This is a genomic window from Salinisphaera japonica YTM-1 (genome assembly GCF_003788585.1).
GTDB classification, from domain to species: domain Bacteria; phylum Pseudomonadota; class Gammaproteobacteria; order Nevskiales; family Salinisphaeraceae; genus Salinisphaera; species Salinisphaera japonica.
In genome coordinates this window covers 42,121-59,783 of the sequence record NZ_AYKG01000068.1, presented here as the reverse complement: position 1 = coordinate 59,783, position 17,663 = coordinate 42,121, and the positions used below count along the sequence as shown (strand labels likewise).

Below are 17,663 nucleotides of genomic sequence, written 5' to 3'. Positions count from 1 at the left end.
CCGGTGCGCTTGTAAAGCACGTCACTTGATCGTGGCTGCCGGACAGACGGCGGGCTCTTTTGGTCACGCCGTAACTCATGTCGGTACCAAAAGCCGTCCACGGGCGTGTTCTTTCTTCTGCAGGGCGTCAAGGCGATCTTCATCGAGCACATAGGTCGTACTGACGTGAAATTGCACGCGATCCTCGCTAAGCGCCTTGCGTTGGGCGTTCTCAAAATCCAGAAGCCGAATCACGCCGTGGAACCGCGCGTCCATCCGGTCCTGCAGATCCGGACGCACTTCGTCGACCGACGGCCCGACATCGGAGCCGCAACCGGCCATCAATGCGATGCCGACGATCAGCATTGTCATCAGAGCCGTGCGCAGACCCAAATGAGTGTCGTTATTCATTGTTGTCTCCCTAGCTGGCAAAAATCAGTTCCTCGCCGCGGCGCGGGCAGCATTCATAGGGGCGCCACAGCGCCCAGACGTAGTCGCCGTCGTCGGCGAGCACATCGGCATAGCTAGCGGCGATACCGCGATCGGGGAATACCGAGCAGGACTTCGTCAGACTCGGCTGCAGCCGTTGCCACGTGCCGGTCGACGCGTCGCCTTCGACGACCGGACCGGGCGGCCAGTAACCCGGCTTTTCGTGTCCCTGTAGCGGCGTATAGACATGCGGCTGGTCTTGCCGGGTGACAAAATCCGCCACGCGCTGGGCGATCACGGCCGCGGCCTTGTAGTCGTTGCTCTGTGTGACGAAGCCCGAGCGCGGATAGACGTGGCCCCACTGGTCACCAACCTGGCCGATGGTTCGTGAGCCGGGTGTCAGCGCTTCGGGATATCCCGATTCCGGCACCCCCTCACGCCAGGCCAGGGAGTCGAATACCGACAGGAAATAGGGCTGCATCGGCGTCGCCGACGACTCGCAGGTGTACCCCACACTCGACAGCAGATCGAAGCCGGCTGCGGCGGGATGGCCGACTGCGTCGGCGTTCTTGAAGCGTAAATTGCTGTGGTCGCGACCCGCGCGGCCTTCGGTGCGATCCCCGCCGGTCTTGGCCGTCAAATTGGGGGAGGCCAACGGCGAAATAACCGACCACGGGTTATCGCCGGTCTGTTGATAAACCGAGACCATGAGATCCGGCCTATAGTGTTTGACCTTGACGCTGGTCTGCGTATAGCAACCGAACGGCGTACAGGTCAGCCAGACGCAGACGCCGGTCACCTGGTAATCCAGGCAATCCCAGGACGCCGCCGATGCGACGATCGTGCCGGTATCGATGGCCTGGGCCGGCCGCGGCACGACGCTCGCACTCACGAGCAGCGTGAGCGCGGCGAACAGCAGAATCGGAGCACGTCGTTGTCTCATGATCATTTCTCCCTGGTTTCGGCCCGGCGGATCTCGGCCACCGCGGCCGTCACGTTCGGCTGGCCATAGACGACGTAGGTGCCGTCGACCACCACAGCCGGTACTTTCGTCACACCGAGTCGCCAGGCCCGCATGAGCCCGCTATAAGCCTCGCCATACGCTTCCTTGAAGCCGGCCAGGCGTTTCTGGACCGCCCGTGCTGCGGTATCCTTCTTGTCGGGCAGGCCCTGTGACAGCTGCTTGTCGAGCCGGGACGGCTTGTCGAGTTCGACCACCGTCGCGTTGTCCGGCACATGGGTCACCGGCACGCCGGCGACGGTGAAGACCTCGGTACCGGCCAGCGCCGCGGACGCCGCGGCCAGCAGGGCGATTCCGGTGATTGCGTAAACAACGCGTGTCATCATTGCCCCATCAGTTCCCAAACGCGTCGGGCACCATCGCCATCTGGTACAGCGCCTGTTCGGCTTTGGCCACAGCAAAGGCGTCCCCGGATCGATTGGCCCACAAGGCCAGATTCATACAGACTTTCTTGACGAAGGATTCGTCCTCGCAGACCTCGAGAAAACGCTGCGTCAGGCCCAGGACATGGGCGCGCGATCGCCGGCGGCCCAGCCGATCGCGCGCGGTGTCCTGATCCTCGATCAGCCAGTTGGGGCCACACGCCGCCCGCTCGGGCGTCGTGACGATGTGATGAAAGGGCGCTTCGGCGTCGTTGCGCAGGTGCCTATCGACGAAATGGAACAACAGACCTCCGAGCTCGACCGCCTGGTGACTGTTGAAGGCCAACAGCACCGGGTGGCGCGAGCCGATCCGACCGCTGGCGAGCCGATAGCGTTCGCGCACATCGAGCACGACGTGATCGTGGCCGGTGTGCTCGAGCTCGAGCACAGGCCCGGTCTGTCCGAGTGGCGGCGCCTGGCGAAACTTGACGCCGTATTTTCCCTTAACCGCCTTGAACGGCGCGCGTGCCTGGGGCGCGTCGGGTCGATCTTGATTCATGGGTCTCCCTGGGTTTTCGGCTTCATGCCGCGCGCCTCGTCCATCGTCGCGGCGATATGCAGTGCGGCATCGAGTTCGCTGCAGCCGAGCTCGTTCATCACCTGGCGGCGCTCGGCTTTTTCCTCTTTTTCGGTACCGGCCAGCGCCATATAGCGACTCGGCGGCACGACCCGAAACAACGCCTCGAGGCGATCGGCCAACACGACGCCTTCGGTGTATTTGCCAGGGGCCTTGGTCGCCGAGCGAATCAAGCCCTTCTGATCCTCGGTGAGGGTCTTGAAGCGGGCCAACTGCTCGACTTCATCCGGCGGGGTCACCAGGCAGACATACCACTCGATCATGTTGAGCAGGCGCGTGGCCGCATCCGGGAAATCTTCCAGATTCTGGGTGGCCAGCCAGATCCAGTACCCCAATTTCCGGCCCATCTTGCCGACCTTGACGAGATAGGGTGAGAGCAGCGGGTTTACGGTCACGACGTGAGCCTCGTCGATCGCCTGGATGATGGCGCGATCCGATGACTGGTCACGCTCCGCGATGCCCATGATGATGTTGGTCAGACTGATCACCGACAACGCCAGCTGGGCCTCGTAGCCATCGCGAGCGTAATGGGCCAGATCGACCACGGTGACGTCGCACTCGGGCCAGGCCTGGCCTGGCGAGTTGAAGACCTGACCGTCGAAACCGTCACAGAACAGGCCCATCGACTCGGCCATGTCATGGGCCTTGGCGCGTCGCGCCTCGGGCAAATCCGGGTCGCGCGCGATGTCGTAGAGCGCGGTGCGTACATCCTCGGCCAGACACTGTCGGTCGGCCTCATACGTCGCGCGGGCCGCGCGATAGATCGCATCCCGAACCAGGCGGCGATCGGCCCGGCGGAACTCGGCTTCCTCCTTGGGATCGCCGCCGGTAATCATCAGGCGACCCGTGATCTCCATCTCGCCCAGCAGGTCACGTTCGGCTTCATCGTCCTCGTCATCCACCTCGACGACCGCCGGCTCATCCGCGTGACGTTCGTCGGCGCGGTCATAGACGCTGCGCGCCTGGGCCGCATCCGCCTCGAGCAGGCGATGGGCATCGGCGAACAGCGGCAGCGGCGGGGCGGCCCCCGGCGCCAGGCGCACCTTGTTCACCGACAGACCGTGGCGTTCGAGATCTTCTGCCAGCAGGCCGAAGGAGTTACCGACCTCGATGATGAATAGTCGCGGGCGGCGCAGCGCCATGACCTGGGAAAAGATCGCATTCAACGTCGCCGACTTGCCGGCGCCCGTCGGCCCGAATATGAACATGTGGCCGTTCTTGGCGCGATCGTCGAGCGACAGCGGATCGAACGAGAACGTACCGCCACCGCGGTTGAAAAACGACAGCCCCGGATGCTGGGTCCCGCGCGAGCGGCCAAAAAACGGCGTCAAGTTGGCCAGATGCTGGACATAGGCCAGCTGGGTATACCAGCCGTGCTTGTCCTCGGCGGGGTCATAGGCCATCGGAAGCCAGCGCAGATAGGTGTTCAGCGGTGCGACTTCATCCTCGGCCGCTACCGGCTTGAGCTTGGCCTGTTGCAGCTGTGTTGTGAGCGTGAGCGTGCGGCGTCGCAGATCGGCGTCGTTATCACCCCGAATAAAAAAGGTCAGGGCGTACTGATACAGCTTGTGCTGTTCGGCCAGCATTTCGCGTGCCTTGTCGCAGTCATGGCGCACCTGGGTGGCCTTGACGCTGTCACCCACCGCTTTTTGACGCAGCCGGTTGATATGATCTTCCAACGGCTCTTGGGGCGTCGCCACGATCGTGAGCGCCATGATCGTGTCTTCGGGCAGCTGATCCATGATCGCGTTGTAGGCCTGGCCCCTGGAGCGCGCCATCTCGCCGGTGATATGGCCAATATCGGGCGCACGGCGCATTTCCTCGACGGGAATGGCGCGATGCGGCAGGCCGTCGAAGGTCCAGACCCCGGACTCGACATCACCGACCGGATTGTTGTGGATCACGTCCTCGCCGAGATCGTAGTGCGCGAGTTGACCGATCTCGTCGTCGCCGGGGTAGGCGACACGCTGATAGAAGGGATCCGGATTCTGCCGATCGGAGGCCGGCGCCGGATTGAACCAGGGCAACAGCCAGTGGTGGAACGCGGCGCCGTCCATGCGATCGATATGCACGCCCGAGCCGGACAAGGCGGCGGCCAGGCGGTCATAGACCCGGTTGGCCTCGTCTTCGGCGACCGGTGCATCATTGCTTGAACCGAGCCAGCGGTAGAGCAGGAGCCGCACGCGGCGCGTCTGGCCGCGCCAGCGGGTGTTCGTGATCTGATCATCATGGAAGATCCCACCCGGCCGGGAAATCGTGTGCAGATGATCGGCCATGCCATCCAGCCAGGCTTGGGTGAACGCATCATCGGCCAGATGCGGCGCGGTATGGGCCCGCAACGCGTTTACATCGTGGGTCGGATCGATCTCGTCGCGGGCGAAGATCTGAATGATCCAGGGATGGTTGTCGTATTCGGGCAAGGCGTCCTGGAAGCCCGATTCGATCTGATCGCGAACGGCCGACAGCGCATCCTGCGAGCGGCCTTCGGTGGGCACCGGCCGGATCTCGGCGACGACCCCGACCGACACGCCGTCCTCGAGCAGGAAACAGCCGGAATCAGGCAGGTATTCCACGAAGGGCAGATAGCGGGAAAACGACGGCCCGCGCTCGTAGGAGTCCTTGATCTCGCCGCGCGTGACCGGCGTGCCCCGCGGTTGGCCGCGCTGACCGTTCGAGTCGTCGACCGGATCCGGCTGCGGCGTTTCGCCGCCGGCATCGGAATCCTGCTGGGATCGATTGCTCGGCAACAACTTAAAAAGGGGGCCAAGCAACGCATCGACGGGCGTGCTCATCGCGCGGCGCTCCCAGGGTCGGTCACCGGCTGATAAGCGGTGCGCTCGCCGGGCTGGCCATAGTGCGGCCGGTCATACAGTGGAAAGATCGTCGTATAGCCGGGTATCGGCACTTGTTCACTGGTTCCGCCCGACAAATGCGGGAAGATATAGAGCGTCAGATCCGGATTCGGCAGGCGCGAAAACTGGCTGTGGATCTCGTTGGCCGCGGTGCGCGTATAGGCGCTGCGCTCGGCGATCAGATTCGCCGGCGCAACTGGCCGGCGCAGCGCCGATCGGGCATGCTGCAGATCGGTGGTGTGATCACCGTCGCTGTCGCCGGCACGGCGCGTCACACCGCTGCCGATGGTTGCGCGCTGCCAGATCCCGGCCATGGTCGTGCCATTGGTCGGTAACAGTTCATCCTGCGAGGTCGCGCATCCGGACACGGCCAGGGCCGCGGCCAATGCGAGCCCGCTAATCGAGGCCGTTCGAGCGTGCGGGATGCGCATAATGCACCTTCCGTCCTGGGTGTTCGTAGTCGATGGGCAGCTGCTTGTCGATGTTCACCGCCACGGCCTGGCCCGGCGGGACATAGACGGCATCGAAGGTCTGGCCGAAGCGCTTCTGGATCCATTGGCGGACTTCGTTCAGACCCGATGAGGCCGCGGAACCGGCGATGTACTTGCCGACGTTGCCGGTCACACCCGTGGTGGTGCCCAGCCCCGAGACGCTGGTGGTGGTCTCGCCACCGGCATAGGCATTGGCGCCGGCCGCACCGGCCGACAGCAGCAGGCTGGTCAGAATGTAGGAACGCGCGTTGGTCTTGCGCGTACCCGCGACACAGGGCACGCCCTGGGGGTTGGACAGATAACCGATATCGTCATCGTCGCTGTCATTCGAGCCGCCTTCGCCGGGCTCATCCGACTTCGGCACGGTGCGTACCGTGCCGTCGGCGAACACGAACGTGATCGATTTCACTTTCCCGCGCACGCAGGACAGCGTCCAGTCGCCGGTGGCGGTCCCGGACACGATCGCGCCCTTGAGCTCGGGCAGCTGGATGCCGTTGGCGGTCAGGTTCTTCGGTCCGATGACCACCTTGAACGGGTAGGGATCGGTCACCGAGCCGTTGATCGGCACGCGGCCGAGCAGGGCCGTCATGGCCACAGAGCCCACCAGGGTCGCGTTTTTCGGCACGGTATAGACCGGCGTGCCGGCCGCCGCCTTGTTGTCGTTGCCGGACAGTGCTTGGTCGGCCTGCGCGCCGGCTGACTTCACGGCCTGCTTGCCGGAGGCGAACGCGGTCGAAAACGCCGAGCCGCCGTTGTCGGATCCACCGTTGCCGTCCGTCGCACCCGAATTCGCAGCGCTGACTTCCAGTGGATTGACCCACGACAGACCGCCGGCCGTACCGGCCGGTTTCTCGCCGTGCAGACCGAGACCGACCGGCATATCATTATTCTGTCCGTTGTCGTCGTTGGACCCGATATCGATCGTCGCTTTCAGATTCGAGATCTTGCGAGTCAACGAATCCACCAGCGAGTCGCGCTGATGTCGGCTTTCCGATTGCTGCTTGGCCAGGGCATTGCTGATGGCGCCCTGTATATTGCGTTTGTCCTCGGCCAGCTGTTCGTTCTGCTCGCGCAGTTTTTCCGATTGCTGCAGCGAGTCTTCCAGCTGCTGCTGCATCTGCTGGTATTTGGCAACGAGCGTCGAGACCGTGTCCTTGGGACTGTCCGCCTCGACGCCGAGCATGTTGCGTTCACTCTCGGTCAGCTGGCGCGTGGCCTTTGGCTGGCTGGTGTCGGCTGTCGTTGATGGGTCGCTGTCGTGGTGCAGGCAGGAACGCAGACCAAGGACCACGCCGATCCCAACCAGCACCGGCACGCCGAACTTGAGCAGCGCGTTGGACTTAATCTGCATCGTCGGCCTCCGTTGCCAGGTCGCCGGCCGGGGGCGTCAACGCATCGGCCAATGCGCCGTTTTTCGTGACGGTGAACAGTGTCGTGGTATCGGCGAGCCGACCGGCCGGCCCGACCGTGTCGTGCATGAAACTGGCCGCGTAGAAGTCGCCGGCGAGATTGCGCGGATCCAATCGGAACGTTCGGTTGGGATCGCGATTGGTGATTTCGATCGCGGTCACCGTGTAGGGCGCTTCGCGCCAGGCGGCGAGCGGTTTGGCGGCCACTGGATAAGCCGGCAACAACCCGGAGATACCACGGTGTTCAACCGCGATCCGATGGATGCGGTTGGATCCGGCGACGATCCGTTGCGGCGAATACAACGCCTGGGCGGCATGCCGGACCAGCGCCACCGGTATCGGCGCGCCCTGGTGAATCGAGCCGCCGGGAAACGCCTCGGCCGGTACCGGTTTGTGCTGCACTGAATCGCTTGTCGCCTGATCGGAGTCGCCGGAACCGCTGGAGGTCGCTGTCGAATCACGATCGACCTGGATTTTCACGGTCTCGTGACTCGCCTGCGGAACGGCCGACAAATCGAACAACAGGATCTGGCCGGTTTGCATGTCCTGGACCTGGACGCGCTGCGTATCGAATGGCTTTTTGGCTTTCAGATACACCGCGCCGCCCGTCGACTGCACGCGCAGAACCTTGGGATTGGCGATGTTGGGCGGCAGGCCGACGCGGACTTCATGACCGAAGACCACGATGCGCTCGGTGCCGACCGGCAGCTTGATGTCGATCGGCTCGCGCTTCCAGTGGCGGATATCGGTCGCGTGGGCGCTCGTGACCGCCATCAGGCTTGCCACGAGCGCGCCCAACAGCGCGCGCCAGTGGCCGCGATCGATTGAGTGGACGGGTTGCATCAGGATGCATCCTCCTCGGTACCGGCCTCGGCCGGGCTGATGTCGGTGGTCTCGGAATCCGGTGTCTTGTGCGGCCAGGTCAGGCGCACCGCCGGCTTGGCAAAGCAATCCAGTCGCAGGCCGAAGGGATTGGTTTCCGGATCGACGTCGGCGCGCACGACCCGCAGGTAATAACGGATATACAGATCGCGGACCGGCGTGCCGCGCAGGTATTCGTTGATTTCGGCGTTGAGCGAGATCACCCAATGATCACGATCGAGAATCGTGACGTCGTCCGGCTGGTAGCCGTGGCCGGGGATCTCCTGCAGCGTGCGCACGCGATCATCGAGCTCGTCGCGATGGACGCGCCGTTGGTAGTTGCGGGCGAGCTGGGTCTGGCAGCTGGGCGTCAAATAGGCGCTATAGCGTTGCAGATTGGCCTTGTAATCGACCTTGCCGTCCTTGGGCCAGTGGTTGATCTGTTGCCAGATATACAGACCGAACGAATAGACCGTGGAGGGTGGGACTTCCCACCACTTACGGGTCGAGCCTGAGCGCAGATCCGGCGGATTGTGGATGGTCAGATTCTGCGGGGCCTGATACCAGCCGTAGCCCGCACCGCACAAAAGGATCGCCAGCACCGCGATGATCACACGCAGCGAATTGATATGGGCGTCGCGGGAGGCGTTGCCGTGGCGAAACTTGCTCACAGGGGATCTCCGGTATGAAAACTGCGATCGCGGCGGGCCCGATAGGTCGCGGTCCGGATGATCAGGCCGGCGCTGTTGAAACCGCGCTGGGCCGCGAACCACTGCAGGCGGCGATACAGCCAGGTCTCGGGCCGGCCGCGGCGCAACCGACGCATGAGGGTGCCGCCAAACCAGACCGCGATGCCGGAGAACCCAAACATCACGGTCGGCAACATCGCGATCATGCCGATCGCCCACCAGCCGATCAGGCCCAGCGGGATGCCGGCCAAAAGACCGCCGATCGACACCAGGCCGACCTCGCGGCCCGTCATGCCACGAAAGACGATCGGGGCCTTGTTGAGCCGCGTTGGCACGAACGTGATAGTGTGTTGATCTGGCATAAGAGTCAGCGACTTACGCCAGAATGTCGGCTGCCTTGTTGGCGAGCCAGATCAGGATCACGACGAGCACGACACCCACCACGACCACGGTGATGAACTCGCCCCATTCACCGCGCTTGGTCGCTTCGCGGAATTTGCCGAGCGCACTGCCGGCGACCACCAGAAAACCGGCCGTGGTCAGGATCAGGCCGAGCAGGACCGCGGCGTCGGCGAGATAGCCCTGGATGTTGTCGTAGAGACTGCCGCCTCCGCCGCCGTTGCTCGGTTGCTCGATACTGGGTAGATCGGCCAGGGCCACTTGGGGCAGGGTGGCCAGCGCCAGAAACGCGATCGATAGACGCCGCCGGACCTGCCATACGGCGTTGCCTAGCGTTCGCGCCAGGGCCAGTTGCTGGAAAAAAGCCGTGAGCTGGGTGATGCGTTGCATGATGCGGTTCTCCCGTAGATCAGAGGTTGGAAAGCGCGATCCAGAGGATCACGAGGGTCAGCGCGACGATGCGCACCACGGCGCGCTGTGCGATGGGCGTATCAACGCGGGTTCGTGCCCAGCCGAGATACACCGACAACAGGGCCCAGCCGGCCCAGAGCAAGACGGCGGTGGCGATTACGCCGACCGCGATTACCGCGATGGTCGATGTCGAACCGCCGGCGGCGTTGTCGAAGGCCGCGGTCGGGCTCACGGGTTCGCCCCGGAATGCCGGGCCAGGTATTGCCCGGACAGCGGCGCCGGCTGTCGCGGCGGCAGCCGCGGCGGGGCGAGATACGCGCGCAGGCCGTTACGGATGTCATTCACATCCGAGCGCAACCGGTCGACATCGAGAATCACGCGCCGACCGGACTGTTGATCCTGTCGCGCAGCTAGGCGGTTGATGACCCAATCAATGCGCTGCAACTGTTTTTCGATCAGCGCGATGTCCTCGCGCTGGATCGGATCGCGCGGCTCGGCCGCGCTTGCGGCCTGAAACAGACTGGCCGGCGCCATCACACCGAGCGTCAGTGCAGCAGTCAGAGCAAGCCGTATTCTGGATCGGTTGCGATCAGTCACGTCGTCGGCCTCGTTCGATGTCGATGGCAAAGCGTCGAGCGCATCGTTACAAAGCACTCGCGCGGTGTGCGGAAAAATTCCGCGCGCGGTTGTCGTAATTTTTCCGGGGCCGCCAAACGCCGTCATGACCGGCCTAGAGATATTTCTTGAACGAGCCGGTCGTCACCGATATCAGCAGGCCGAACAGGGCCGCGCACGGCACGAGAAACGTGTTCGGATTGACCGAGAACGGCACGGACAGATAGATGAGCCAACCGAGGATGAACACCGGGCCGGTCAGTCGTTTCGCGTGGTGATAGATGAACGCCGACTCGCGGCCGGCCCCGAACTTGCGCAGGTCGCGCCGGACCAAACCGTCGACGATGCCGACGGCCGCGGCCATCACGAACAGGGGCACAGTGAGTGTGAGAATGAAAACACGCACCAGGACCACGAGCGACACATCGATGCCGGCTTGGCCGTAGGTGGCGATCGTCTGCGAGACGCCGCCGCTACTCGTGTGCGCGCCTAACCAAGGCGCGATGCCGGTCCAGACAAACACCGCGTCGTAGACCGTGGTGATGACCGTGCGGGCCATCTCGACCGGATGGGAGAAAATCAGCGATCGGGTGAACTGGGTATCGATCCAGCCGAGCTCGTGGGTGAGCACCCCCTGGGCGTGGCCCGCGCCCGGCTGGGCCCACCAGCCGCCATAGATCCCGACCCATTCGACCGCGATCGAGGTCAGGATCGAGACCACGACCACAGCGACGATCCGGAAGGGCAACCCGACCGCCCAACCGAACCAGGTCGGGCGTTTTTTCGCCGGATGGGACTCACGGGACGTGGTCATCATCAATCCTCGTCGTCGATATCGAGCGCGGCGTCATGGATGTCGTCGCCAGCCCACGCGCTGACCTGGGATGCCGCCGGACGGGCTACCTCGGGTGGGCTGTCCGCGGCAGCCGGTGCCGGTGCGGGCCCGGACGATGTGTTGTCGATGGTGATCGGCGGCGGCGCGACGTCGGCCCACCAGTGATCGGCGGTCTGATAGCGCGCGCGCATGCGCTCGGCGATCTCGGACAGATCGGCCGGTAATTCGGCCGAGTCCTCGGCTTTGGGCAGCGGCATCCGGATCTTGAATGGCGTGCCGCCGTCGAGTAGTGCAAACGCCTGGCCTTTGGGCAATCTGATGATGTCGGACGGCTCGAGCATCGGGACTTGTTGGGTCGACACGCGATCGCCCCCGCTTGAGGAAAAATCGGTATCGGTGTCGACATCGGAGTTATCCGACGCCATCGAGACCAGCATTCGCTGGCTGACCATGACTTGATGGAGCTGACGCGTGAGCAGCTGGGCCGTGGTTTCCTCGCGCACGCGCAGCATGATGACGTTGTTGAAGTTGCCGATAACCTGGCGCGCCTTGGGCGCGTTACCCAGCCTTGCTTCGATGTCGGACAGGGTCTGGGTATAGGCGGTGATCTGGATGCCGGCACCACGGCCTTTGTTCATGAGCGGAATGAACTCGTCGCCGATGAGCTCGTTGAATTCGTCGCAGTGCAGATTGATGGTCGGCTTGCTGTCGGGATCGGCACCCGGCAGGCCGTCGTCGACGCCGCGCTTGTAGATATCACCGGCCACCGAGACCAGGTCCGCGAACATGGAATTGCCCACGGCCTGGGCGACCTCGAAATCAGACAACGCGTCGAGTCCGACGTAGACGACGCCGCGCTGGCGGATGACCTGGCGCCAGTCGAATATCGGCCGCTCGTCGTCGATGTCGTTGTAGTCCGGCGACAGGAGCTCGGCGGTCTTGCCGGTGGTCAGTTTTTCCAACAGCGGCAACAGCGAGGCCACGATCTTGTCGAAATAGGTCTTGTCGTAGCGCACCGCGGATCTCAAGCCCGCGAGAACCGGATCGGCGACCTTGTTGCGCTGCAGATAGATCTCGATCGCGACCACGCGATAATTCCGGCCCTGCATGTTGCGGGGGACTTTCTTTTCGTTGAGCCCGCCTTCGATCTCGATGATCTGTTGCCAGGCTGTTTCGTCGACCGCGGGCAGGGCATGCCTGCCGTACTCGATCATGAGCTCGTCGATCGCCACCACGTCGGCCAGAATCTGTTCGTAGGTGGGCCGGTACCCGAGCGCGTGCCGGGCACGGGCGACGATATTCACGAAGCGCCAAGCGAACTCGCGAAAGGCCGCGGAGTTGCCTTCGCCGGACAGCTGGCCGGACAGGCGCGTGGCTACTTCCGAGATCCGGCCGAAGCGGCCGACGGCGTTGTAACGGGCCGAGACCTCCGGATAGCCGAGATGGAACACGCGGAACGCGTCGAGCCGGCCGGCGCGCTGGGCCTCGACATACATCCGTTTCATCAGATCGGCATCGCCCTTGGGGTCGATGACGATTACGACCTCGCCGCCATGGATCTGGCGGCGGATGTCCTGGGTCACAAATACTTCGGCCAGCCGGGTCTTGCCGACACCGGTCGTACCCTGGACCAGGGTATGCCCGCCTCGATCGGCCAGCGGCATGTAAATGTCGGTCTCGTTCGGCTCGACGGCGTGTAAGACCGGATTCCCACCCACGGGTGGCAGCGGACGGACGGGATTGAAGATCGTATCGGCGCGCAGCGCATCCACGAACCAGGTCAGATGCCGGCGTTCGAGCGGCGCCTCGAGGGCGCGGGCCGTGCGATACATCCGACTCGGGCGTAGAAACTGTTGTGCTTCCGGCTGTTGGGATTCATAAAGACGGCGGGTGTGCTGAACCTGCCACTCAAATCCCCGGCCGATCCACAGATAACGCTTGCTGACGGGGATCTGACGCGATGACACCGCGAAACGCGGCAGACGGCGCATACCGCGCCGATAGCGCACGATCCGCCAGGCCTGGATGAACCGATGGCCGCCGAAGACCCCAAAAGCAGCGGCCATGCCATAGCCCACGCTCGGGGCGAGCGCCAGCATCCAGGGCGAGACCACGCAGGCAAACGCACAGAGACCGCAGGCATAGGCCGTATAGATCTCGACCGCCGGCCGGAGATTGGCTTCGATGGGGTGCGACGAAGCCATCAGGTCCCCGCCGGGGTCTCGGTGGCTCGATTGGGCCGGCGGGCGATGACCGTCTCACACAGATCATCCAGCATCCCGTCTTGTGCCCGGTCGCTGCGGATCGCGTCATAGAGATTGCAACGAGAGCGCCGATACACGTCATGGATCGCGTCAGCCGCGCCCTGACGGGTGACAGCGACGATCTCGTGCAACAGCGGATCGCCGGCAGCGGGACGATCCGCCAGGTAGTCGGATAGCGCGAAACCCATCAGATCCATGGCCTGCCATGGCCATGGACTCTGGGCGCCGTCGGCCACCGCCAGTTGGGCGACATAACGATGCAGGGTGATCCAGTCGCTCTTGTCGAGCGCGGTTTCGGCATAGCGCAGGGCGAGCCGCTGCAGGGCATACAGATCGGCGGTCTCCCATTGCAGCGCGGCCGATGACAGGCCCTCATAACCCAGTGTTTGCTCGACGCGGTCGACGATGTCGACAACGTCGCCGAGAAACCGTGTCGCCGCCTCGGCGTCATGGTGATAAACGCGGTACAGATCGATGGGTTGTCTCGCGTGTTGGCTCATTGCTGAATTCCTTTGGGTGTGATGAGCACGGGGTAATGGGCCAGATCCAGCCGCCGGGCGATGTCGTTGCCAGCCACGGGTCGCATCACCAGGCCGCCGCCGACCGCGCGCAACTGCGTCAATTGAGCGGCGGACCCGACGTTGACCACGAGGCCCACGGCGTGCAGATCGCGCAGGCGGGCGGCGCGCTGTTTGATCCAGCGCAACGACATCCGGTCCGCACCGATAATAAAAAACGGCGTCATCCCGGACGGGAGCGTGAGCTTGCGGGCGGTTACCGCGCCGGGCGTGAGTCGATTCGATTGGACCGGCAATAGATCCGCTTCTTTGACGGGGCCGCGGCTCATGGCTTCGGCGCGCGCGCTGTAGGCGTGTTGTTCATCGATGCCGGCCCCGGCGATCGGGGCGTAGTAGGCACGCGCCGATTGTCCGCCGTGGTCGCCGATCACGGTGAGCCCGGCCTGGGCCGACGCCAGGGGCGCCACGCTCGCGATCAAGACCCATGACAGCGTTCGGCTAGTCAAGCCCATGGCTGCTCCGGTTGTCGTGTGTGGGATTGATCCAGGTCACGCGGCTCGCGGTCGCCGTGGACGGGTTCTCGGCCTTCGTTCCGACCGCCGCGGCCGGCTGGGCGCCGATAGGGGGCGGGCCGGGTGTGTGTCCGGTCGCGACCCGCAGGCCGTCGTCGCGCAGTCGCGCGAGTTCCCGAGAGAAGGCGTCGCGATAGCGCGCGGCCGGGGGGCCGCCGGCCGGCCGGTGATAGCAGCCCGCGGCGACGATCCAACTGCCACCGGTCCGCTCGTGGCAGCGATACAGAATCGCCGCCGCGGCATCCAGGTTGGCGTAGGGATTGAGTGCCGCGCAGGGATCGGCGAAACGGCCATCGGTTCCGAACAGCCTCTGTTGCCAATGCACGTTGAGCTGGCCGAGGCCGACGTCGACGATTGTCGTGTGCGTGAGCGCGGCCGTTAGCGCTTGGCAGGCCGCGTCGCGGCTGGCATAGCGCTCGCCGCGGCCGGCGATGTTGAGCGTCCACGGCCAGGGCCGGCGACCGAATGACAGCGTCGCCGCCGATTCGGTCAGTGACAGGGCATAGAGCATTCTAGGCGGTACCTGGCGCGCGTGCGCGGCGTTCGCATACGCCGTCGGCACGGTGTGTCCGGCGGCGATCGCCGCCGGGGCGACGCCGCAGACCAGCCAGATGAGCAGCCGGGCCCGCATGGGATCAGCGATTGATCACGCGCGGCAGTGACTCGTCGGCCAGCTGTTTGGCCACGGCTTTCGGCGCGTGGTTGAGCGTAATTGTGCCGCCGCGCACGCGCTTGGGATCCAGGCCGACGGCCATCGCCCAGGACCGGATCGCATCGTCGGAATCGGCATCGACGACGAAAATGTCCATCGGCGTATCGGCCGCGGCTAGCTGCTTGACCCTGGTGCGACAGGCGTTGCAGTCATGCAGGCGCACGAACACGGCCTTGCGCGCCGATCCATCGAGACCGAGCTTGGCAGCGGTCTGCTGGCCCGACATGAGGGCTTGTGTCATGCCATCCGCGTTGACCGGCGTTTGCTGGGGATACAGCTGCGAAAAGACCTGGTCATAGGTCTTTTGAAAGGCCATGATCCGCTGCGCTCGGTCATGCTCGACACGGGCGAGTTTGCGCGCGTAACGCCGCCGTTCGGCACGCGAGCGTGCCCGGATCCCGAGTTCGGTCAACGGATCCAGCTTGTCGGAGCGATAGCCGTCGATGCCCTTGAGCAGCGTCTTGTAGCGCTCCCATTCAGTGACCGATAGATTCCACTGCTTGGCCCGCTGCTTGGCAATCGCGGTCTCGCGCGTCTGGCGTGATTGGGTGGCCCGGTCGGTGGTCTCGGCCCGCTTGAGCATGGCCGGCGCCGTCTGGTTCTGTGCGGCGGCAGGCAGGCTCACTGCCGCGGCCATACCAAGAGCCAGCGCGCCGCGGCTTATCCGGTGTCGATGCATGGCTCAACCTCGCCGCGGCAGGGCCACGGCGATCGTGCGACCGCCATGCGCAAAGGTGGCGGTCCCGGCATCGGTGCGAATGGCGCGCAGTGTCCAGGTGCCATAGGCATTGCCGGGCGCCAGCCACGTCACGCCACTCAGACGAGAGACGCCGTGCGGCGCAACGCCGAGAAAGTGATGCGTACCGCGCAGCTCGACGCCAATGACCTCGAAGGGCGCGTTGGTCACGACCGGTTGGACCGGTTCAGTGGCCGCGCGTCGGATCGACGCAGCGGCGTTGTCGGCCGCGCCGTCGTCGTGCGCGGGGCTGTGATCCGTGCTCTTGGATGTGCCCGCGTGATGCGGGGCGACTGCCCGGATATTCAGTGCCAGGCCGGTGCGCTCATGCACATCGTCGCGACGACGTGCGGCCAGCGGGCAATTGCCGTAACGGCCCACGTAGAGCCGGCCGGTGCGTGCGCGGGCGAACCAATCCGACAGCCCGGCCGATTGGACCTGATCGGCGGCGGCATCCAGCGCGTCGCCGGTCGCGGCCTGAAAGAACACATCGAATTGATCGGCTGCGTCACCGTGGGCCGGGCAGTGCGTGACGATATTCGGGCCGGTGACGTTGCCTGATGCAGGCGGGGAATCAGACGAAGCAGGTTCGCCGTCGCTGTCGTCGGCTGATTCGTCGTTGTTACTTGCATCGGCGGACTGACCCGCGTCCGATTTGGATTCCCGTGACGCGGCGCTGTCGCTCGATTGCGGGAATACCGCATCCGGCGCCTGCGTCTTGGCAGGGTTGGTCTTTTGCTGGTCCGGCTTCGCGTGTGCCGATGTCGGCTGCGGCCGTTGGCGCAGGCGCTTGGTCAGCGCGGCGACCTGTTGCTCGAGCGCATCGATGCGCTGGGCCTGTTGATCCAGGCGCTTCTGATTGGCCTGCTTGATGCTGGCGATCTGCTGGGCCAGTTGCTGGACCCGGTCCGGCGCCGGCGGCGCGGGTTTCGATTGGGGTGATGTGCTCGCCGTGTCGGCGGTCTTGTTCGGATCATTGACTGGAATCGGCGAACTGTCTTGCGAGCCGTTGTCTGACGTCTGGCCTGACGAATCCGCGCTCTGCTCGGCCGCGAGGTCTGTGCCCTGACTTTGATCGTTGGCGGACCCGTCGTTATCGCTGCAGCCGGCGACCGGCGTCAGCGAGGCCGCGATTATCAGGGCGATCGGAAGGGTGCGGTATCGCATGGTCAGGGCCTCGTGTATGGGAACGAAACGGTCGCCGTTGTCGGGCGCGACGCGATCACTCTCGCGCCGACACGGGGCCGCGGTCGCGGGTCGGGTACGGCGTGCGCGTCACCGCGACCGCCGGCTGTGCGCGGCGGCTAAAGCACACCGTGCGATCGGCGAAGTCGACGTGCAGGCGCCAGGCCGGGCCGGCGAGCACCTGCAGGGCGTCGGATAGCGTTGTCGGCCCGAGCTCGCGGTGCACGGCCGGCAACGGGGACGAGAAGAAGCCGGTCTGCGCCTGGCGGGGGCATAGACGCAGCCCGGAATCCCTCAGCGCATGTTCCAGGCCGTCGCGGACCGTGAGATGCATCGATTGGGGGAGATCGATGGACACGGCCTGGCGCAGCAGATCCCGCTGACCGGAGGTCGGGGCCAGCGGGACCAGCTGATAACGGCCGGTGCGCACGACATTGGCCGTGGGAACGTCCGAGGGCAAAGCGTAGAGATCCGGCGTGGCCGGTGCGCCGGTTGACGCCTGATGAGCCGGCGCGTGCGCCTGTGTGCTGGCGCAGCCGCCCAACACCAGCAGCAGCGCGGTCAGACCCGCGAGTACGGTCGGTGTGCGCGGACTCGTCAATTGTGACCGGTGCATGATGATTCGTTCCGCCAAGGATTCGCGCTCAAACTGGCGCAGGATCAGGGCGGGAACAACAGAAAATTCA

The 17,663-nt window shown here is 64.7% G+C and carries 21 protein-coding genes; all 21 read right to left on the bottom strand.

What is annotated here, in order from left to right; genetic code table 11:
- Positions 1-75: 75 nt before the first annotated feature.
- From SAJA_RS14465 to pilL2, 21 genes are read right to left on the bottom strand one after another with little or no spacing between them, the layout of a single operon-like run.
- Positions 76-390: a hypothetical protein gene (locus SAJA_RS14465; protein WP_123659384.1), complete on the bottom strand. Its 315-nt coding sequence runs from the start codon at positions 388-390 to the stop codon at positions 76-78.
- Positions 391-400: 10 nt separating this feature from the next.
- Positions 401-1,357 (bottom strand): TIGR03756 family integrating conjugative element protein, encoded by a 957-nt coding sequence (locus SAJA_RS14460; protein WP_123659383.1) that lies wholly within the window; start codon positions 1,355-1,357, stop codon positions 401-403.
- The gene (locus tag SAJA_RS14455; protein ID WP_184999921.1) at positions 1,354-1,752 is read right to left on the bottom strand and encodes a TIGR03757 family integrating conjugative element protein; all 399 of its coding nucleotides are present in this window, start codon (positions 1,750-1,752) and stop codon (positions 1,354-1,356) included. The genes SAJA_RS14460 and SAJA_RS14455 overlap by 4 nt, the downstream gene beginning before the upstream one ends.
- Before the next feature lie 10 nt (positions 1,753-1,762).
- Positions 1,763-2,350, bottom strand: a complete 588-nt coding sequence (locus SAJA_RS14450; RefSeq protein ID WP_123659381.1) for a hypothetical protein — start codon at positions 2,348-2,350, stop codon at positions 1,763-1,765.
- Complete coding sequence (locus SAJA_RS14445; RefSeq protein ID WP_123659380.1) at positions 2,347-5,220, bottom strand: conjugative transfer ATPase; 2,874 nt, start codon at positions 5,218-5,220, stop codon at positions 2,347-2,349. The genes SAJA_RS14450 and SAJA_RS14445 overlap by 4 nt, the downstream gene beginning before the upstream one ends.
- A complete protein-coding gene (locus SAJA_RS14440; RefSeq protein WP_123659379.1) occupies positions 5,217-5,711 on the bottom strand; it encodes a TIGR03751 family conjugal transfer lipoprotein in 495 nt (164 codons plus the stop codon). The genes SAJA_RS14445 and SAJA_RS14440 overlap by 4 nt, the downstream gene beginning before the upstream one ends.
- Positions 5,677-7,122 (bottom strand): TIGR03752 family integrating conjugative element protein, encoded by a 1,446-nt coding sequence (locus tag SAJA_RS14435; protein ID WP_123659378.1) that lies wholly within the window; start codon positions 7,120-7,122, stop codon positions 5,677-5,679. The genes SAJA_RS14440 and SAJA_RS14435 overlap by 35 nt, the downstream gene beginning before the upstream one ends.
- On the bottom strand, positions 7,112-7,978 hold the full coding sequence (locus SAJA_RS14430; RefSeq protein ID WP_221180270.1) for a TIGR03749 family integrating conjugative element protein: 867 nt from the start codon (positions 7,976-7,978) through the stop codon (positions 7,112-7,114). The genes SAJA_RS14435 and SAJA_RS14430 overlap by 11 nt, the downstream gene beginning before the upstream one ends.
- A 44-nt stretch (positions 7,979-8,022) precedes the next feature.
- Positions 8,023-8,712 carry a PFL_4703 family integrating conjugative element protein gene (locus SAJA_RS14425; protein ID WP_123659376.1) on the bottom strand — a complete coding sequence of 230 codons (690 nt, stop codon included), beginning with the start codon at positions 8,710-8,712 and terminating at the stop codon, positions 8,023-8,025.
- Positions 8,709-9,092 carry a TIGR03750 family conjugal transfer protein gene (locus SAJA_RS14420; protein WP_123659375.1) on the bottom strand — a complete coding sequence of 128 codons (384 nt, stop codon included), beginning with the start codon at positions 9,090-9,092 and terminating at the stop codon, positions 8,709-8,711. The genes SAJA_RS14425 and SAJA_RS14420 overlap by 4 nt, the downstream gene beginning before the upstream one ends.
- A 13-nt stretch (positions 9,093-9,105) precedes the next feature.
- The gene (locus SAJA_RS14415) at positions 9,106-9,519 is read right to left on the bottom strand and encodes a TIGR03745 family integrating conjugative element membrane protein (protein WP_123659374.1); all 414 of its coding nucleotides are present in this window, start codon (positions 9,517-9,519) and stop codon (positions 9,106-9,108) included.
- 19 nt (positions 9,520-9,538) lie between these two features.
- Positions 9,539-9,772: a TIGR03758 family integrating conjugative element protein gene (locus SAJA_RS14410; protein ID WP_184999920.1), complete on the bottom strand. Its 234-nt coding sequence runs from the start codon at positions 9,770-9,772 to the stop codon at positions 9,539-9,541.
- Positions 9,769-10,263, bottom strand: coding sequence for an integrative conjugative element protein, RAQPRD family (locus SAJA_RS14405; RefSeq protein WP_123659372.1), 495 nt, complete (start codon positions 10,261-10,263; stop codon positions 9,769-9,771). Before SAJA_RS14405 ends, SAJA_RS14410 begins: the two co-directional genes overlap by 4 nt.
- A 7-nt stretch (positions 10,264-10,270) precedes the next feature.
- The gene (locus tag SAJA_RS14400; RefSeq protein ID WP_123659371.1) at positions 10,271-10,969 is read right to left on the bottom strand and encodes a TIGR03747 family integrating conjugative element membrane protein; all 699 of its coding nucleotides are present in this window, start codon (positions 10,967-10,969) and stop codon (positions 10,271-10,273) included.
- A gap of 2 nt (positions 10,970-10,971) precedes the next feature.
- A complete protein-coding gene (traD, locus tag SAJA_RS14395) occupies positions 10,972-13,194 on the bottom strand; it encodes a type IV conjugative transfer system coupling protein TraD (RefSeq protein WP_123659370.1) in 2,223 nt (740 codons plus the stop codon).
- On the bottom strand, positions 13,194-13,754 hold the full coding sequence (locus SAJA_RS14390; RefSeq protein ID WP_123659369.1) for a hypothetical protein: 561 nt from the start codon (positions 13,752-13,754) through the stop codon (positions 13,194-13,196). Before SAJA_RS14390 ends, traD begins: the two co-directional genes overlap by 1 nt.
- Positions 13,751-14,251 (bottom strand): integrating conjugative element protein, encoded by a 501-nt coding sequence (locus tag SAJA_RS14385; RefSeq protein WP_221180269.1) that lies wholly within the window; start codon positions 14,249-14,251, stop codon positions 13,751-13,753. Before SAJA_RS14385 ends, SAJA_RS14390 begins: the two co-directional genes overlap by 4 nt.
- A gap of 19 nt (positions 14,252-14,270) precedes the next feature.
- A complete protein-coding gene (locus SAJA_RS14380) occupies positions 14,271-14,975 on the bottom strand; it encodes a transglycosylase SLT domain-containing protein (RefSeq protein ID WP_123659367.1) in 705 nt (234 codons plus the stop codon).
- Positions 14,976-14,979: 4 nt separating this feature from the next.
- Complete coding sequence (locus SAJA_RS14375) at positions 14,980-15,735, bottom strand: TIGR03759 family integrating conjugative element protein (RefSeq protein ID WP_123659366.1); 756 nt, start codon at positions 15,733-15,735, stop codon at positions 14,980-14,982.
- 3 nt (positions 15,736-15,738) lie between these two features.
- Positions 15,739-16,959: a hypothetical protein gene (locus tag SAJA_RS14370; RefSeq protein ID WP_123659365.1), complete on the bottom strand. Its 1,221-nt coding sequence runs from the start codon at positions 16,957-16,959 to the stop codon at positions 15,739-15,741.
- 55 nt (positions 16,960-17,014) lie between these two features.
- Complete coding sequence (gene pilL2, locus SAJA_RS14365) at positions 17,015-17,593, bottom strand: PFGI-1 class ICE element type IV pilus protein PilL2 (protein ID WP_123659364.1); 579 nt, start codon at positions 17,591-17,593, stop codon at positions 17,015-17,017.
- Positions 17,594-17,663: the final 70 nt, after the last annotated feature.

What these genes read in the sequence shown, in the direction of transcription:
- SAJA_RS14455 (WP_184999921.1), bottom strand. Translation starts at nt 1,752, where the DNA reads ATGACACGCGTTGTTTACGCAATCACCGGAATCGCCCTGCTGGCCGCG.
- SAJA_RS14435 (WP_123659378.1), bottom strand. Translation starts at nt 7,122, where the DNA reads ATGCAGATTAAGTCCAACGCGCTGCTCAAGTTCGGCGTGCCGGTGCTG.
- traD (WP_123659370.1), bottom strand. Translation starts at nt 13,194, where the DNA reads ATGGCTTCGTCGCACCCCATCGAAGCCAATCTCCGGCCGGCGGTCGAG.
- SAJA_RS14415 (WP_123659374.1), bottom strand. Translation starts at nt 9,519, where the DNA reads ATGCAACGCATCACCCAGCTCACGGCTTTTTTCCAGCAACTGGCCCTG.
- SAJA_RS14370 (WP_123659365.1), bottom strand. Translation starts at nt 16,959, where the DNA reads ATGCGATACCGCACCCTTCCGATCGCCCTGATAATCGCGGCCTCGCTG.
- SAJA_RS14460 (WP_123659383.1), bottom strand. Translation starts at nt 1,357, where the DNA reads ATGATCATGAGACAACGACGTGCTCCGATTCTGCTGTTCGCCGCGCTC.
- SAJA_RS14405 (WP_123659372.1), bottom strand. Translation starts at nt 10,263, where the DNA reads ATGACGGCGTTTGGCGGCCCCGGAAAAATTACGACAACCGCGCGCGGA.
- SAJA_RS14380 (WP_123659367.1), bottom strand. Translation starts at nt 14,975, where the DNA reads ATGCGGGCCCGGCTGCTCATCTGGCTGGTCTGCGGCGTCGCCCCGGCG.
- SAJA_RS14420 (WP_123659375.1), bottom strand. Translation starts at nt 9,092, where the DNA reads ATGCCAGATCAACACACTATCACGTTCGTGCCAACGCGGCTCAACAAG.
- SAJA_RS14390 (WP_123659369.1), bottom strand. Translation starts at nt 13,754, where the DNA reads ATGAGCCAACACGCGAGACAACCCATCGATCTGTACCGCGTTTATCAC.
- SAJA_RS14440 (WP_123659379.1), bottom strand. Translation starts at nt 5,711, where the DNA reads ATGCGCATCCCGCACGCTCGAACGGCCTCGATTAGCGGGCTCGCATTG.
- SAJA_RS14400 (WP_123659371.1), bottom strand. Translation starts at nt 10,969, where the DNA reads ATGACCACGTCCCGTGAGTCCCATCCGGCGAAAAAACGCCCGACCTGG.
- SAJA_RS14465 (WP_123659384.1), bottom strand. Translation starts at nt 390, where the DNA reads ATGAATAACGACACTCATTTGGGTCTGCGCACGGCTCTGATGACAATG.
- SAJA_RS14445 (WP_123659380.1), bottom strand. Translation starts at nt 5,220, where the DNA reads ATGAGCACGCCCGTCGATGCGTTGCTTGGCCCCCTTTTTAAGTTGTTG.
- SAJA_RS14375 (WP_123659366.1), bottom strand. Translation starts at nt 15,735, where the DNA reads ATGCATCGACACCGGATAAGCCGCGGCGCGCTGGCTCTTGGTATGGCC.
- pilL2 (WP_123659364.1), bottom strand. Translation starts at nt 17,593, where the DNA reads ATGCACCGGTCACAATTGACGAGTCCGCGCACACCGACCGTACTCGCG.
- SAJA_RS14450 (WP_123659381.1), bottom strand. Translation starts at nt 2,350, where the DNA reads ATGAATCAAGATCGACCCGACGCGCCCCAGGCACGCGCGCCGTTCAAG.